Raw genomic sequence first — 16333 nt, forward strand, 5'->3', positions numbered from 1 at the left:
TTTTTTCTTCCTTCCTCTTCTCCTTCTTTCCTCAAGATTTTCACAGAAAAGGGGCTAAAATCGTGAGAAATACATGGGAGTTTTATTCAACAGAACGGATCGTTTTCGGAAACGGCGCCATCAACCAGCTTGATGCCATTTTACAGCGTATCGGGGCCAAGAATGTCCTGCTCATTACCGATCCCGGCATCGTGAAAGCGGGCATCGCCGACCGTGTCGTATCTCTATTAAAAGACGCAAACTATCAAGTGATCGTCTATGACAACGTGGTACCGGAACCGCCGGTGTCAAGCGCGATCGAATGCTATGAATTTGCCAGGTCGCAAATGGAAACCGACGCCATCATCGGGCTTGGCGGCGGCAGCAGCATCGATATGGCCAAAATTGCCGCGCTGCTCGTCAAATACGGCGGCCATCCGCTTGATTACTACGGCGGCGAGAATCAAATTCCGGGTCCGATCGCACCGCTTATTGCCATCCCGACAACGGCGGGTACCGGCTCGGAGGTAACGTCCGTCGCTGTCTTAACCGATACGGAAAACAATATCAAAGCTGGTATTTCTGACAACTACCTGCGTCCTGCGGTCGCGCTGCTCGATCCGGAGCTGACGGTTGGCCTGCCGCCGTATGTAACGGCCTGCTCGGGTATCGATGCTCTGTCGCATGCCGTTGAGGCGTATACCGCAAAAGATTTTAAATACATTCAGGCAGAAGGGCCGATTTTATTCCAGGGATCGCTGCCGATTAGCGATGCGCTGGCCCTGCATGCCATCAAACTTATTGCTCAAAACCTGACGCTTGCCGTACAGCAGGGAAGCAATCTCGAAGCGCGGGGCAATATGCTCATCGGCAGTCTGCTTGCCGGCATGGCATTCTCCAATGCCGGAACTGCACTCGCGCATGCGCTCGCCTATCCGATTGGCGGTCTTGTAAAATCCCCGCACGGAGAGACGACCGGGCTTTTGCTGCCGTACGTCATGCAGTATAACGCAGCGACAGAAACCGAAAAGCTCGGTGCGGTTGCCGAAGCGTTTGGTGTTCAGACAGAAGGCCTGAGTGCGAAAGAAAAAGCATGGGCGGCGGCGGATGCCGTATTTGAATTACTTGAAGACATTGGATTGCCCACACGCCTTTCGCAGATTGGGATTAAAGAAGAAGATCTACCGGGCATTGCCGAGAAATCATTAGAAATTGCCCGCCTTGTCCGGAACAACCCGCGCGTTCCGACACAAAAAGGACTGGAAGAATTACTGCGTAGGGCGTTATAAACCGTAAAGCGTAAAGGGGATGAAAAAAATGGAAGAAAAAAACCCGATTATCGGCATTACGATGGGGGACGGCGCGGGCGTCGGTCCGGAAATCATCATGAAAGCACTGAAGCATGAAGAAATATATAACATATGCCGACCCTTCGTCATCGGGGACGCAAAACTTCTGGAGCGCGCCGCAGGCATTGTCGGAAACACTGCACAAGTACGCCGGATTGCATCGCTGGATGAGGCTGCTTTTGCGTACGGAACGGTTGAGTGCATCGATCTTGATTTACTGCCGGCGGATTTGCCGTTCGGACAGATTTCAGCGGAAGCTGGAAACGCGGCGTTCCGCTACCTGGAGAAAGCCATTCAACTCGCCAATGAAGGAAAAATCGACGCCATCTGTACGGCGCCGTTAAACAAAGAAGCACTGCACAAAGCGGGGCATATCTATCCGGGTCATACAGAAATTCTTGCAGAGCTTACCGGTACGTCCGACTACTCGATGATGCTGTCTGCCCCGAAGCTAAAAGTTATCCATGTCACGACGCATATCGGACTCCTGGACGCCGTGAAAAAAATTAATCCGTCTCGCGTATACACGGTTATTAAACTGGCGCACGATACGCTGCAAAAAGCCGGATACGAACAGCCGCGCATCGCGGTCTGCGGCATCAATCCGCACGCCGGCGAGAACGGATTGTTCGGTTACGGGGAAGAAGAAGAAAAGATCGTGCCCGCTGTACAAAAAGCCCGGGAAGAAGGCATTCTCGTATCCGGCCCTCTCCCGGCCGATACGCTTTTCTTCCGTACGACGCGCGGTGACTTTGATATCGTGGTCGCCATGTACCACGATCAGGGGCATGGGCCGGTCAAGGTGTTGGGACTGGAAGCGGGCGTAAATATTACGGTCGGATTGCCAATTATCCGTACAAGCGTCGATCACGGAACCGCCTTTGATATTGCTGGCAAAGGCATCGCTGACGATTTAAGCTTAAGGGAAGCCATTCGTCAGGCGGTTGAACTGGCGCCGCAACGAGTATAGGAGGATAATAAGAGAATAGGAGCGACAAAGGAACAGCACGAAAAAGAGTCAGGCTGTTCCTTTGTCGTACACATTACCATAAAACGGGGTGAGCATGTGAATAAGCCTAAAATTGTCGTAACAAGAAAAATTCCCGGGCCTGCGCTGGAATTACTGAAAGAGCACGGTGAAACGTATGTGTGGGATTCGGAAGAGGAAGCGATTCCGTATGACATACTTGCGCATGAAATGAAAGACGCGGCTGCGCTTTTCACAAATGTAAGCGACCGCATTGACCGGGCTATTATTGAGGGAGCCCCCAATTTGAAAGTCATCAGCACCATGGCTGTCGGATTTGACAATATCGATATACAGGCAGCAGGCGAGCGCGGAATTCCTGTAGGACATACGCCGGGCATTCTAACGGAGGCTACGGCCGATTTAACGTTTGCGCTTCTGATGGCCACCGCCCGACGCATCGTGGAAGGTTCGGAATACGTGCGCAGCGGACAATGGCAAAGCTGGGGGCCGATGCTTCTAACCGGACAGGATATATACGGGGCAACCCTTGGCATTATCGGAATGGGGCGTATTGGAGAAGGCGTGGCCCGCCGGGCGCTTGGCTTCGAAATGAAGGTGCTGTATCACAATCGGAATCGAAAGCCGGAAGCCGAAGAGAAATGGGGCGTCGAGTACCGTGGGCTGGATGATTTGCTTCGTGAATCCGACTTTGTCGTTTTGCTGGCTCCGGGCTCCGCGCAGAATAAACATATGCTGGGTGAGCGGGAATTCAAACTCATGAAATCAAACGCCGTCTTCATCAATACGTCCCGCGGCACAAACGTCGATGAGGAGGCGCTCTATCGCGCATTGAAGAACAAGGAGATCTGGGCCGCCGGGCTTGATGTTTTTGCAAGAGAGCCGGTTGATCCTGCTCATCCCCTGTTGTCCCTGCCGAACGTCACGGTACTGCCTCATATCGGAAGCGCCAGCATTGCCACCCGGGAAAACATGGCGATGACAGCCGCACAAAACATTATCGCGGGTCTTAAGGGAAAGCCGCTGCACTTTGAAGTGAAACAATAGAGACAAAGGAGCGAAAAGAGATGACGTATTTTGCCGAACTGAAAGGCCAGAATGTGATCGTAACCGGAGGCAGCAAAGGAATCGGCTTTGATATCGCCCGCGCTTTCGCAGAATTGGGAGCCAACGTAATGATTACGGGACGCAATGAATCGGCGTTGAAAGAGGCGGTAGAGCAGCTGCAGCAGTTCAATGAGAACTGCTTCTTCCACGCTGCAGACATGTGCGATGTGGCAAGCGTACGGCATATGGTACATAGTGCCGGGGAGCGATTCGGCACGGTCGATGTGCTGGTCAATAATGCCGGTGTAAACATTACCAAACCGTTCACCGAAGTGACGGAAGAGGATTGGGATACGGTCCTTGATACGAATTTGAAAGGCACGTTCTTTGCTTCTCAGGCTGCTGCCCGTTACATGATGGAACAGCGCAAAGGACGCATTATTAACATTGTTTCTCAAATGGCCTTTGTCGGATATGTCAAACGGGCGGCCTATTGCTCAAGCAAGGGCGGTGCGGTACAGCTTACGAAGGCGCTCGCCATTGAATTGGCACCATACGGGGTGTTGGTTAATGCCGTCGCTCCGACTTTCGTGGAAACGGAATTGACTCGTCCGATGCTTGAAGATAAGACGTTTAGGGAGGACGTACTGCGTCGCATTCCGCTTGGCACTTTGTCCCAGCCTTCCGATGTTACTGGCGCAGTATTGTTCCTTGCTTCTAATCTCGCACGTTTCATTACCGGTGATACAATAAAAGTGGACGGCGGCTGGACCGCCATTTAAATGGCTCTACATAGAAGGGGAGAAAAGGATGAATCAAGAACGAATTTCCGTTATTGGTGCGGGGACGATGGGGCACTCGATTGCCCTGTCGGCTGCATGGTCCGGCTTTATGATCGATATATGGGGAAACGATGAAGCCGATATTGAGCGCGGCCGGAAAGCCGTACAAGAGAAAGTAAAAGTTCTTCAGGAATACGAAGCTGTAACTGCAGAAGAGGCACGGCAAATTACCGAACGCATTCACTTCTCACCTTATATGGAAGACGTACTGGAAGAGGCTACTTTTGTCATTGAAGCAGCACCGGAGCATTTGCCTCTGAAGCAGGAGTTGTTCCAAAAGCTGGATGCGATTTGTTCGCCTTCTGTCGTGCTTGCCAGCAATACGTCCGGACTGAGTCCGACCAAGATTGCCGAGCGAACAGTGCATGCGGACCGGACCATTGTGACGCACTTCTGGAACCCGGCGCATCTGCTGCCGCTTGTTGAGGTGATACGCGGAGAGCGCACCTCGGATGCGACGCTGGAGCGGGCCATGGACCTGCTTCGGGCCATGGATAAAAAACCGATCGTCGTAAAAAAAGATGTACTGGGTTCCATCGGAAACCGACTGCAGTATGCTCTGTTCCGCGAGGCGCAAAATCTGTTGGAACAGGGAGTGGCGACCGTGGAAGAAATTGATGCCGCGGTGCGATATAGCATTGGACGAAGACTTCCTGTTACTGGCCCGTTCATGACTGCAGATATGGGAGGGCTGGATGTATTCGACGCCATTTCCAACTATTTATTTCCTGACTTCAGCAATGCACAGCAATCTTTGGAGACGATGCGTACGTTGGTAGATAATGGGCATTACGGCCAGAAGAACGGAAAAGGCTTCTATGAATGGACTCCTTCTTTCTCGGAACAGATGAATCGTGAGAGAGAGCGGGAGCTGATAGAGTGGGCCAAAAAAGATAGGCAAAAGTAGCATATCCATACGCAGACATATAAACAAATTAATGGCATAATAAAACAAAGTATTATAATGTAACACGCGCTGTTGTATTTTGTTAGATTTATATAGATAAGGAGACGTGGCTGTAATGACCAAAACACTGGAAGAGAAAAACCGGCATCTTACAGAAATTCTTCAGAGCATGGGACGTGTGCTCGTCGCTTTCTCTGGCGGTGTGGACAGCACGTTCTTGCTTGCGCGGGCCAAAGAAGCGTTAGGAGAGAATGTGCTTGCCGTTACTGCGGCATCCGAAACCTTCCCGACCCGCGAATTCAATCTGGCCGTAAGCCTCGCCGAACGCATCGGAGTACGGCATATTCAGACAAGGGTTAGCGAGCTTACGAATGCCGATTTTGTGAAAAACGAACCGGATCGCTGTTTCCACTGCAAAAGCGGACTGTATAGCCATGTACAGGAATTGATCGATCGCTATGGTGAGACGTATACCATTGTAGACGGTTCCAACATGGATGATTTGGGAGAGTACCGTCCGGGCATGAAAGCGGCCCGGGAGCGCGGTGTGCGAAGTCCGCTGCAGGAAGCGGAATTGTACAAAGAAGAAATCCGGATGCTGTCAAAAGAAATGGGATTACCTACATGGAATAAACCGTCTTTTGCCTGCCTGTCTTCCCGTATTCCGTACGGAACGAAGATTACACAGGAAAAGATTGACCAGCTTGATTTGGCGGAAACGTTCCTGTTAAATCTCGGCCTCTATCAGGTTCGTGTGCGCCACCACGATAAGATTGCAAGAATTGAAGTCACGCCGGAAGATATGCCAAAAGTGCTTGAGCACCATGAGAAAATCGATCGTGCCCTGAAATCCTACGGCTTCTCTTACGTTACCCTGGATTTGCAAGGATACCGTTCCGGCAGCATGAATGAAGTACTGAAAGAGGCGCTGCGCAAATGAACGACAAGCTGACGGAATGGCTGACCCAGGTTCAGCAGGGAACATTATCTGTCGAAGAAGCGAAAGAAAGGCTGAAAACGTATGAAGCGCTGGGATATGCCACATTGGATACACACCGTGAGAAGCGGACCGGATTTCCGGAAGTGATTTTTGGGGAAGGAAAAGCCCCGGAGCACCTGCTTGGCATTTTTGAGCAGCTTATGCGTAAACATCCAAAAGTGTTGGCGACAAGAGTAGATCAAAAGAAAGCAGAGTTTTTGCTGCGCCATCTTAAAGAACGCTATCCGGGAGAAGTCTTTCACTATCATTCCCTGGCCCGCACGTTTCATTGGATCAGCCAGCAATATGAAGAATCTTTGAAAGAGGGCTATATTGTCGTCGTATCTGCCGGAACATCCGATTTTCCGGTAGCGGAAGAGGCTGCTATTACCGCGCGGCTTATGGGCAACCGCGTAGAAACGATTCATGATGTAGGCGTTGCGGGGATTCATCGGCTTCTCGATAAAACTCACATCATCCAGGAGGCGAATGTGGTCGTTGTGGTGGCCGGAATGGAAGGAGCGCTTGCAAGCGTAGTGGGCGGTCTCGTCTCCAAACCCGTCGTTGCGGTTCCTACAAGCGTAGGATACGGAGCCAGCATGAATGGAATTGCGGCCCTTCTTTCCATGCTGAACTCCTGCGCAAGCGGCGTGGCCGTCGTCAATATTGATAACGGATTTGGCGCCGGTTATTATGCGGCGACCATCAATCATACTATTCATACAGCAGCGCAAAGACCGGTCTTGGAGGAGGAGAGCAATTGAGAGTATTGTACCTGGACTGTTTTTCCGGTATCAGCGGGGACATGACAGTAGGGGCCCTGGTAGATGCCGGTGCTTCGGCAGAGCGGATTGAGCAAGAATTGAAAAAACTGCCGGTCTCCGGATATGAGATTGAATGGAGAACGGTTGTAAGGAAAGGAATTTCCGCAACTAAATTCGATGTGCACCTGGTAGCGAAAAGCCATTCCCACGATCATACGCATCATCAAGATGACCACGATCATCTCCATGAGCACACACACGCCCACCATCACGAACACGGCGGTGGGCACCATCATGGAGACGGGCATCATGAGCATCGGCATTACCGTGAAATTATCCGGATGATCGATGCATCGGATTTACCGGAAGGCGTAAAAGTACGGAGTAAACAGATTTTCGCGCCGATCGCAGAATCCGAAGCTGCCATTCACGGAATTCCTGTCGAAGACGTTCATTTTCATGAAGTAGGCGCAGTCGATTCCATCGTTGATATCGTAGCGGTAGCCATCGCGCTCGAAGAGCTAGGAGTAGAGGCCGTTTATGCATCTGCGGTTCCGCTCGGGTCCGGGCATATTCACTGTGCCCATGGCATATACCCGGTTCCGGCACCGGCCACGCTCGACATGCTGCGCGGCGTACCGCTTATGCAAAGCACGCTGCCATATGAGTTAACCACACCAACCGGAGCGGGCATTATTGCGGGGCAGGTTCGGTCATTTGGCCCGCTGCCGTCCATGACCGTTACCGCCATCGGTTACGGAGCCGGTACGAAGGACATTCCGGACCGGCCCAATGTGCTGCGAGTGATTATCGGTGAACTTTCGGATTCTTCGCGTAGACGCGGTGAGATCGAAACGATATCTGTCCTGGAATGCCAGATGGATGACATGAATGGAGAACACTTTGGTTATGTGCTTCCGAAGCTTCTGGATGCCGGGGCGCTGGATGTGTTTTATACGCCGGTATATATGAAAAAGAGCCGGCCTGGCGTTTTAGTGACGGTACTTGCCGCTCCGCAAAATGCCGCAGCCTGTGAAGAGATTCTGTTGCTTGAGACAACGACGCTCGGAGTGCGGAAAAGTCTCTGGGAGCGGCGTATGCTGCAGCGGCAGATTGTTGATATGGAAACGCCGTTTGGAACCGTAAAGGTGAAACAGGCAATCAAAGCAGGCAAAGTCATACGACAAGTTCCGGAATATGAAGACGTACGCCGTATCGCAGAAACCACGGGAGTCCCCTTCTATGATGTATATAACGCTGCGATAGCGTCAACGAAGCTTTCGGAAAAGTGAAGATCGAAAAGAACGCAGCTTTCTCTTGATCGTAGGTTGCGTTCTTATTTTTTTAAGGATAGCTGATGCATGAATGGTGTATCAGTCTTTTTTGTGAATTTTTTTGAATGAATTTGAATCAATTTGAATGAATTTGAATTTTTTTGATTGATAAATCTGTTTATTTTGGTTATACTCAAGGCAATCATAAAAGAAATGAGAGGAGGGAATAGAAGATTGTTAACTCCAGAGCGTTACCAGATGATTCTCGCGCTGCTAAAACAAAAACAGGTCGTGAAAATGCAGGAACTGGTAGATGCCACGGGCACCTCGGAGTCAACGATCCGCCGGGATTTAATTCAGCTTGAAAAAGAAGGTTGCCTGAGACGAATTCATGGAGGAGCGTCTCTGCTGGAAGGAAAACGAAGGGAGCCAAGCATTTTCGAGAAGGCGGAACGCAATATTTCTGAGAAGCGGCGTATCGCGAAAGCGGCGGCGGCACTGGTCGAAGACGGAGATTCCATCTATTTGGATGCCGGAACCACGACACTGCAGATGATTGAATATCTCGATCAAACAGACATTACCGTAGTAACGAATGGACTGCATTTAATCGACACGTTGCTCGAGCGCGGGATTGATACCTACCTGCTGGGAGGAAAGATAAAAAATAAGACCAGAGCGTTCATCGGAAGGGGAGCGCTTGAGAGCCTGCAGACATACCGCTTTGATAAGTGCTTCCTGGGTGTGAACGGCATTCATACAGAATACGGCTACACAACGCCTGACCCGGAAGAAGCCCTGATTAAAATGACAGCGATTTCATTGTCGCATCAGGTATTCGTCGTGGCCGATCAGACGAAGTTCGGTAATATTTCATTTTCTAAGATTGCAGACGTGGAGCAGGCGAGCATCATTACCAACGGACCGGAGACGGAACATATGCGCGAGATTGCAACCCAAACTTTAATAAAGGTAGTGTGAGGACGTGATTTATACTGTTACGCTAAACCCTTCAATTGACTACTTTGTAGAGCTTGAACGGTTTACCGTCGGAAAAACCAACCGGATTTCCCGCGAAGCCAAGCAACCAGGCGGAAAAGGCATCAACGTATCGCGTGTGCTGCAGAGATTAGGCGCGGACAATCAGGCGTTTGGATTTATTGGCGGTTTTACCGGAGCGTATATTCAAGACACGCTGAGGAAAGAAAATATTTCAACGGACTTCATTCCGGTGGCAGGCGATACCCGTATCAATATTAAGCTACGGGTAGATAAGGAAACGGAAATCAACGGCCTCGGACCAAAGGTTGATGAGGAGGAAATCCGGCTTCTTTTCACCAAGCTGGATGGTTTGGCTGCAGGCGATGTACTTGTATTATCAGGAAGCGTTCCGGGATCATTGCCTGCGGATTTCTATGCCCGTATTGCTGAGCGTCTCAAAGAACGCGGGGTACGGATTATCGTAGATGCGACCCGGGACTTTCTGTTGCCTGTATTGCCGTACCAACCGTTTCTCATTAAGCCAAACCAGGACGAGTTGGGTGAGATGTTCGGCAAGACCATACAATCGGCCGAAGAAGCCGTACCGTATGGAAAAAAGCTGGTGGACATGGGGGCCGAGAACGTGATCGTATCCATGGGAGGAGCGGGCGCGCTTTTTTTCAACCGCAAGCATGTCCTGTACGCCAGTGCGCCAAAAGGAGAGCTTAAGAATTCGGTCGGCGCCGGCGATTCGGTCGTGGCAGGATTTTTGGCTGCATATTTGCGAGAGGCGGATGCAAAAGGAGCGTTCCGCTATGCGGTAGCAGCGGGCAGCGCAACCGCTTTTTCTGACGGTTTCTGCACCGGACCGATGATTGATAAACTGCTTGAACAGGTTCATATTACGCAACTATGAGGGGGGAGAAAGATGAGAATTACGGAACTTCTAAGAAAAGATACCGTTATATTGGATTTGACCGCTTCTTCAAAGAAGCAGGTCATTGACGAATTATGCGCAAAGCTGGACGAGGCCGGAAGATTGAATGATCTTGCTGAATTTAAAGCGGCTATTTTACGGCGTGAAGAACAGAGCACGACCGGTATTGGGGAAGGCATTGCGATTCCGCACGCCAAAACGTCAGCGGTTAAAACGCCTGCTATTGCTTTCGGCCGTGCAGTAGAGGGGATTGATTATGAGGCGCTGGATGGACAGCCCAGCAAGCTTTTCTTCATGATTGCCGCCAGTGAAGGGGCGAACAACGAGCATCTTGAAACCCTTGCCCGCCTGTCTTCGCTGTTAATGGATACAGCCGTTCGGGAGAAATTGCTTGAAGCACCGACCGAAGAAGACGTGCTGCGCGTTATCGATGAGAAAGAAAGGGAGCTTGCCGGTGAGGAACCGGATGTTTCCGAAAAAAAACAGGAAGTGGACAGAGAACCGCAGGAAGCAACCGAAGCGTCTCCGCTGGGAAAGGTCCTGGCTGTGACGGCTTGTCCTACCGGCATTGCCCATACGTATATGGCCGCCGACGCATTGAAAGCGAAAGCGGAGGAGATGGGGATTCCGTTCAAGGTAGAAACGAACGGCTCCGGCGGCGTCAAAAACAGGTTAACCAGGCAGGACATTGAAAACGCTACAGCCATTATCGTAGCGGCGGATAGACAGGTGGAGATGGAACGCTTTGCCGGAAAACATGTGATTCAAGTTCCGGTAGCGGAAGGAATCCGCCGACCGAAGGAGTTGCTGGAGCAGGCGGTCAAGCAGGATGCGCCGGTGTACCGGGGCGGCGGGTCCGCAGAAAATCGGCCAGGTGTGCCGCGGCAGGAGCGAACGGGATTTTATAAGCACTTGATGAGCGGGGTTTCAAATATGCTGCCGTTCGTCGTGGGCGGCGGGATTTTGATTGCGATTTCTTTCCTGTTCGGAATTCATGCAGCGGACCCCAATGATCCCTCGTATAATCCGATAGCGGGTGTGCTCGCAGAAATCGGTGGGAAAAACGCCTTTGCTTTGATGATTCCCGTGCTGGCGGCGTTTATCGCAATGAGCATCGCCGACCGGCCCGGTTTTGCTCCCGGTATGGTAGGCGGACTTATGGCGGCTACGGGAGGGGCGGGTTTTCTCGGCGGACTCATTGCCGGGTTTCTGGCCGGCTATCTTGTGGTCGGACTGAAAAAAGCGTTTGCCGGGTTACCGCACGCACTTGACGGCATCAAATCGGTGCTCTTGTATCCGCTGTTTGGTATTTTGCTGACCGGACTTGTGATGATATATATCGTCATCGATCCGGTAAAAGCTGTGAATGAAGGCTTAACAGCATGGCTGTCCGGAATGGGAACGGCCAACCTGGTTGTACTGGGTCTGATTCTGGGCGGTATGATGGCGATTGATATGGGCGGTCCGATTAATAAAGCGGCCTTTACGTTCGGCATTGCCATGATTGATGCCGGCAATTATGCGCCGCACGCGGCCATCATGGCCGGCGGCATGACCCCGCCGCTCGGACTGGCGCTTGCAACGACCTTCTTTAAGAACCGTTTTACAAGAGCGGAACGTGATGCGGGAAAAACATGCTATATCATGGGGCTTTCGTTTATTACGGAGGGAGCCATTCCGTTCGCGGCAGCGGATCCGGTGCGGGTCATTCCTTCCCTTATCGCCGGATCGGCGGTTGCCGGGGCGCTTGCCATGATATTCGGCATCGGTCTGCCCGCGCCGCATGGCGGCATTTTCGTCATTCCGGTTGTAACGGGCAGCGCACTGCTCTATCTGCTTGCCATTATCGCCGGGGCTGTCGTAACGGCTCTGCTGGTAGGATTGTTGAAAAAACCTGTGAAAGAATAAAAGAAAGGAAGATGTAATCATGACAGAAAAAACATTTCAAATCGTAAGCGAATCCGGACTCCATGCCCGTCCTGCGACGGCACTCGTTCAGGCGGCCACCCGCTTCTCTTCTGAAATCACGCTGGAATACAACGGCAAAAAGGTAAACCTCAAATCCATTATGGGCGTTATGTCGCTGGCGGTTGGCAAAGGAGCCACAATCAAAATTACGGCGGAGGGCCAGGACGAAAGCGAAGCCATTGCAAAAATCGAAGAGGTTATGAAAAGCCAGGGGCTGGGCGCGTAATGACACGGATTGTGGAAGGAATTGCCGCTTCCGCAGGCATCGCCATCGCCAAAGCCTTTATTCTTAAAGTTCCTGACTTTGCCATCGAGAAGCGAAACGTAGAGAATGGAGAGCAGGAAGCGGATCGTCTTATAGCTGCTCTTGAGAAGACAAAGCGGGAGCTCGAAGCGATTAAAAAGCAAGCACAGGCGGAATTGGGGGAAGATAAAGCAAACATTTTTGCTGCCCATCTTCTCGTGCTGGAAGACCCCGAATTTATCGGGCCGATTCAGGACAAAATCCGCAATGAGCATGTGAACGCCGAGTACGCGGTTCGGGAAACTGCCGATATGTTTATCGCCTTATTTGAACAGATGGACAATGAATATATGAAAGAGCGGGCGGCCGATATCCGCGATGTGACGCGGCGCATTCTGGCCCGCCTGCTGGGAGTTACGCTTGCGGATGTGCGTACGATTGCCGAAGAAGTCATTATCGTAGCGGAGGATCTAACCCCGTCTGACACGGCTCAATTGGATCGTCGCTATGTTAAGGGCTTCACGACGGACATTGGGGGCCGGACCTCGCATTCGGCGATTATGGCCCGTTCTCTGGAAATTCCGGCCGTCGTAGGAACCAAACACGCGACCGAAATGATTGAGCAGGATAGCTGGATTATCATAGACGGTATGGAAGGAAAAGTCCTTATCCATCCGACCGAGCAGGAAATTCAGGAGTATAAAGAAAGACAGGCGGGATATGAAGCGCAGCGTGCCGGGTGGGCAAAACTTGCGCACGAAGCTACGGTTACAAAAGACGGAGCGCATATCGAAGTGGCCGCCAATATCGGCACACCGGATGATATTGCAAGCGTACTGAGCAACGGAGCCGAAGGCGTCGGATTATATCGGACAGAATTTTTATATATGGGACGTGATCAACTGCCTACGGAAGAGGAGCAGGTTGACGCATACAAGACAGTGCTCGAGCGAATGGAAGGCAAGCCGGTGGTCATTCGCACCCTGGATATCGGGGGCGATAAGGAGCTGTCCTATTTATCGCTGCCAAAAGAGCTGAATCCGTTTCTTGGCCTGCGTGCCATCCGTCTCTGTCTTGATATGGAAGAGGTATTCCGCACCCAGCTCCGCGCGCTGCTTAAAGCGAGCCCATTCGGAAACTTGAAAATTATGTTTCCTATGATTGCTACATTGGACGAGTTCAGACAAGCGAAACGCTTGCTTCTCAGCGAAAAAGAAAAGCTGGAAGCGGAAGGCGTGACGGTGTCTTCCGATCTTGAAGTCGGCATTATGGTGGAAATTCCGGCTGCGGCGCTGTTGGCTGATGTGCTGGCCAAGGAGGTCGACTTCTTCAGCATCGGCACAAACGATTTAATTCAATATACGATGGCGGCCGACCGCATGAATGAAAAAGTCGCGCACTTGTATCAACCGTATCATCCGGCCATTCTTCGCCTTGTAAATATGGTGGTACAGGCCGCGCACAAAGAAGGAAAATGGGTCGGTATGTGCGGCGAGATGGCCGGCGAGCCGGCGGCCATTCCGCTGCTGCTCGGACTCGGGCTTGATGAGCTCAGCATGAGCGCTTCCTCGATTCTTCCGGCGAGGAGCCGGCTGAAGCAGCTCTCAAAAACAGAGGCGCGTGCTCATGCGGAAAAAGCAATGAAAATGGAATCAGCGGAGGAAGTATTCCGATATGTAAGCGAGACGTTTCGCACACTGGAGACGATGAAATAAGAAACGGAATAAGGGAATGATTTCAATGGGGAAAAAGGCGAACTCCTTTTTCTTCCTCCAAAGCTGTTTTGACAGAAAACATACCTGGTCGCCCTTTTCTCTTTTCTTCATATATATAATGTAATACAACCGGAGAACAGGAGAGGGTTTGGTATGGCCATTAAACCGCCGATGTTGAGGCCAGGAGATACGATTGGCATTGTTACCCTGGGCAGCCCGCTGGCCAGGGAAATCATTGATGCCAGAATTGCGGTGCTGCGCAGCATGGGATTTAATGTGATTCTGGGCCAGTATGTATATGCCGCCAATGGATTTCTTGCGGGAACGGATCAGCAAAGGGCCGCTGATCTCATGAGCATGTTTACGAATCCGGCCGTTAAGATGATACTGCCGACGAGAGGTGGGGTGGGTGTGGCGGGCATTCTTCCCTACCTCGATTATGGGGTTATCGCCAGAAATCCCAAGATTGTAACGGGATACAGCGATATTACGATCCTGTTGAATATGTTATATTTTCAATCAGACCTTATCACATTTCAGAGTCTGCTGCTCATTGATTTCAGGCCGGAAACGCCGCCGTATAACTTTAACCAATTCTTCACCGCCACTTCCACGCTGACTGCACCCCGGGTGATTCAAAACCCGCCGGGCATTCCGCTGGTAAGCAGAATTGCGGGCAATGTCACGGGACCCATTATAGGAGGAAATCTAACTTCACTGGCGGATACACTGGGGACACCCTATGAAATTGATACCCGCGGGAAGATTCTGGTCTTAGAGGAGACACACGAGCCGATTAATACTGTATACCGGTACATAAATCATTTAAAGCTGGCGGGAAAATTTAACGATTGTCTCGGTATCATAATGGGCGAGTGCACCGGATGTGAGCCGGCATACGGGAAAACCTACGAGGATCTGATTAACGACATAATTGTGCCGCTCGGCAAACCTTTGATGACCAACCTGACGACGGCGCATGGCCTGTTTAAAGCCGCCATTCCGATCGGTGCCACGGTAAATTTAAATACAGTGAATAATACCCTGACTGTATTGGAAGCCTCGGTGAGTGTGTAAGTACTTTGATGTTCGTATTCTCTTCTTAAGAACCATAGAATTTCAAATATTGATACCGCTCATCAGTATAAAATTAGTACCAGGTAATAATGATTGGTGATATAATCAAGTAATCATAGACAAGGAGGTGTGTTATGTTAAAAGCAAAAATTACAGCGATCGGTACGTATGTGCCCGAGCGGATCTTCACGAATTCAGAATTTGCAGCAATGCTTGAAACGGATGATGAATGGATCCGCAGCCGAACCGGCATTCGCGAAAGACGATTCGCGCGTCCCGATGAATTTACAAGCGACTTATGCGTATCCGCTGTCGAGAATTTACTTAAAAGATACGACGTGTCAATACAGGACGTTGATTTCATTCTCGTCGCGACGTCAACGCCCGATTATGCTTTTCCGAATACGGCCAGCCAGGTACAGGCCCGCCTGGGAATCGAAGGAGCCGGCGCGCTTGACGTAAATGCCGCATGTGCCGGATTTGTATATGGATTGCAAGTCGCCTGTGGAATGGTTGCCTCTGGAATGCACAGGAAGGTACTTCTCATCGGGGCTGAAACGATGTCCAAATCTATTGATTACACCGATCGGACCACATGCATCCTGTTCGGAGACGGAGCGGGGGCCATGCTTATAGAATACAGTGAAGAACCTGGGTTTCTGGCATCTTATATGACATCCAAAGGAGAAGGTGGCGTTCACTTATACCGGACAGGCGGCTTATCTAAACAGATGAACGGTCAGGAGCTTAAAGACACACAATGTATTGTGCAAAACGGGCGCGAGGTGTATAAATGGGCGGTGAGTACCGTTCCGCCGGGAATGAAAATATTGGCGGATCAAGGAGGGCTTACCCTTGCCGATATCGACTGGTTCATTCCCCATAGCGCCAACCTGAGAATGATTGAATCCATATGTGAAAAAAGCGGGTTTCCGTTAGAGAAAACCTTATGGAGCGTGGAGTATTTCGGGAACACATCAACGGCTTCGATTCCGCTGGCGCTGGGGGAAGCCGTAGAGAAAGGAAGAATAAAAGCAGGGGATAAGATTCTGCTCTATGGATTTGGAGGAGGCCTGGTGCAAGCCGGTATGATCGTTACATGGAATGTACAGGAGGAGCCTAAATAGGTTCGTGAAAAATAATGACATCTGCTGCTGACCTCCTGCCATTTTGACGGCAGAACATAAGCCTGGCTTTCTTGCCAGGCTTATGTTCTGGTCTGACCGAAAGGCGCAAAGCGGCCGCTTGTCTTCTGTAAGGAAAAAGGACGGGCAAAAATGCC

Annotated in this window: 15 protein-coding genes; all 15 read left to right on the top strand. The window is 51.0% G+C overall.

The annotated features are described in order from the left end of the window. Positions 1-62 precede the first annotated feature (62 nt). The 15 genes from ADA01nite_RS16410 to ADA01nite_RS16480 all read left to right on the top strand — a co-directional run bounded on the left by ADA01nite_RS16410 (position 63) and on the right by ADA01nite_RS16480 (position 16178). Complete coding sequence (locus ADA01nite_RS16410) at positions 63-1268, top strand: hydroxyacid-oxoacid transhydrogenase (protein WP_146811354.1); 1206 nt, start codon at positions 63-65, stop codon at positions 1266-1268. A gap of 28 nt (positions 1269-1296) precedes the next feature. Next, positions 1297-2298, top strand: coding sequence for a 4-hydroxythreonine-4-phosphate dehydrogenase PdxA (pdxA, locus tag ADA01nite_RS16415; protein WP_146811355.1), 1002 nt, complete (start codon positions 1297-1299; stop codon positions 2296-2298). A gap of 96 nt (positions 2299-2394) precedes the next feature. Beyond that, positions 2395-3363 carry a 2-hydroxyacid dehydrogenase gene (locus ADA01nite_RS16420; protein ID WP_146811356.1) on the top strand — a complete coding sequence of 323 codons (969 nt, stop codon included), beginning with the start codon at positions 2395-2397 and terminating at the stop codon, positions 3361-3363. 20 nt (positions 3364-3383) lie between these two features. Further along, positions 3384-4145, top strand: coding sequence for an SDR family NAD(P)-dependent oxidoreductase (locus ADA01nite_RS16425; RefSeq protein ID WP_146811357.1), 762 nt, complete (start codon positions 3384-3386; stop codon positions 4143-4145). 28 nt (positions 4146-4173) lie between these two features. Beyond that, positions 4174-5112 (top strand): 3-hydroxyacyl-CoA dehydrogenase family protein, encoded by a 939-nt coding sequence (locus ADA01nite_RS16430; RefSeq protein WP_146811358.1) that lies wholly within the window; start codon positions 4174-4176, stop codon positions 5110-5112. Positions 5113-5227: 115 nt separating this feature from the next. After that, positions 5228-6052: an ATP-dependent sacrificial sulfur transferase LarE gene (gene larE / locus ADA01nite_RS16435; RefSeq protein ID WP_146811359.1), complete on the top strand. Its 825-nt coding sequence runs from the start codon at positions 5228-5230 to the stop codon at positions 6050-6052. Further along, positions 6049-6855 carry a nickel pincer cofactor biosynthesis protein LarB gene (larB, locus tag ADA01nite_RS16440; RefSeq protein ID WP_146811360.1) on the top strand — a complete coding sequence of 269 codons (807 nt, stop codon included), beginning with the start codon at positions 6049-6051 and terminating at the stop codon, positions 6853-6855. Before larE ends, larB begins: the two co-directional genes overlap by 4 nt. Further along, complete coding sequence (larC, locus tag ADA01nite_RS16445) at positions 6852-8147, top strand: nickel pincer cofactor biosynthesis protein LarC (protein WP_146811361.1); 1296 nt, start codon at positions 6852-6854, stop codon at positions 8145-8147. The genes larB and larC overlap by 4 nt, the downstream gene beginning before the upstream one ends. Positions 8148-8363: 216 nt before the next feature. Then, a complete protein-coding gene (locus tag ADA01nite_RS16450; protein ID WP_146811362.1) occupies positions 8364-9110 on the top strand; it encodes a DeoR/GlpR family DNA-binding transcription regulator in 747 nt (248 codons plus the stop codon). 4 nt (positions 9111-9114) lie between these two features. Then, a complete protein-coding gene (pfkB, locus tag ADA01nite_RS16455; protein WP_146811363.1) occupies positions 9115-10026 on the top strand; it encodes a 1-phosphofructokinase in 912 nt (303 codons plus the stop codon). A 12-nt stretch (positions 10027-10038) separates the two neighbouring features. Beyond that, positions 10039-11955, top strand: a complete 1917-nt coding sequence (locus ADA01nite_RS16460; protein WP_146811364.1) for a PTS fructose transporter subunit IIABC — start codon at positions 10039-10041, stop codon at positions 11953-11955. A gap of 19 nt (positions 11956-11974) precedes the next feature. Then, positions 11975-12241 carry a phosphocarrier protein HPr gene (locus tag ADA01nite_RS16465; RefSeq protein ID WP_146811365.1) on the top strand — a complete coding sequence of 89 codons (267 nt, stop codon included), beginning with the start codon at positions 11975-11977 and terminating at the stop codon, positions 12239-12241. Then, positions 12241-13974 carry a phosphoenolpyruvate--protein phosphotransferase gene (gene ptsP, locus ADA01nite_RS16470; protein ID WP_146811366.1) on the top strand — a complete coding sequence of 578 codons (1734 nt, stop codon included), beginning with the start codon at positions 12241-12243 and terminating at the stop codon, positions 13972-13974. Before ADA01nite_RS16465 ends, ptsP begins: the two co-directional genes overlap by 1 nt. 153 nt (positions 13975-14127) lie before the next feature. Next, complete coding sequence (locus ADA01nite_RS16475; protein ID WP_146811367.1) at positions 14128-15051, top strand: S66 peptidase family protein; 924 nt, start codon at positions 14128-14130, stop codon at positions 15049-15051. Between the two features lie 134 nt (positions 15052-15185). Beyond that, positions 15186-16178 carry a ketoacyl-ACP synthase III gene (locus ADA01nite_RS16480; protein ID WP_146811368.1) on the top strand — a complete coding sequence of 331 codons (993 nt, stop codon included), beginning with the start codon at positions 15186-15188 and terminating at the stop codon, positions 16176-16178. Positions 16179-16333 lie beyond the last annotated feature (155 nt).

It is taken from the genome of Aneurinibacillus danicus, assembly GCF_007991215.1.
In the GTDB taxonomy this organism is placed as follows: Bacteria; Bacillota; Bacilli; order Aneurinibacillales; family Aneurinibacillaceae; genus Aneurinibacillus; species Aneurinibacillus danicus.

What these genes read in the sequence shown, in the direction of transcription:
- ADA01nite_RS16465 (WP_146811365.1), top strand. Translation starts at nt 11,975, where the DNA reads ATGACAGAAAAAACATTTCAAATCGTAAGCGAATCCGGACTCCATGCC.
- larE (WP_146811359.1), top strand. Translation starts at nt 5,228, where the DNA reads ATGACCAAAACACTGGAAGAGAAAAACCGGCATCTTACAGAAATTCTT.
- ADA01nite_RS16430 (WP_146811358.1), top strand. Translation starts at nt 4,174, where the DNA reads ATGAATCAAGAACGAATTTCCGTTATTGGTGCGGGGACGATGGGGCAC.
- ADA01nite_RS16475 (WP_146811367.1), top strand. Translation starts at nt 14,128, where the DNA reads ATGGCCATTAAACCGCCGATGTTGAGGCCAGGAGATACGATTGGCATT.
- ADA01nite_RS16480 (WP_146811368.1), top strand. Translation starts at nt 15,186, where the DNA reads ATGTTAAAAGCAAAAATTACAGCGATCGGTACGTATGTGCCCGAGCGG.
- ptsP (WP_146811366.1), top strand. Translation starts at nt 12,241, where the DNA reads ATGACACGGATTGTGGAAGGAATTGCCGCTTCCGCAGGCATCGCCATC.
- ADA01nite_RS16425 (WP_146811357.1), top strand. Translation starts at nt 3,384, where the DNA reads ATGACGTATTTTGCCGAACTGAAAGGCCAGAATGTGATCGTAACCGGA.
- pdxA (WP_146811355.1), top strand. Translation starts at nt 1,297, where the DNA reads ATGGAAGAAAAAAACCCGATTATCGGCATTACGATGGGGGACGGCGCG.
- larB (WP_146811360.1), top strand. Translation starts at nt 6,049, where the DNA reads ATGAACGACAAGCTGACGGAATGGCTGACCCAGGTTCAGCAGGGAACA.
- ADA01nite_RS16460 (WP_146811364.1), top strand. Translation starts at nt 10,039, where the DNA reads ATGAGAATTACGGAACTTCTAAGAAAAGATACCGTTATATTGGATTTG.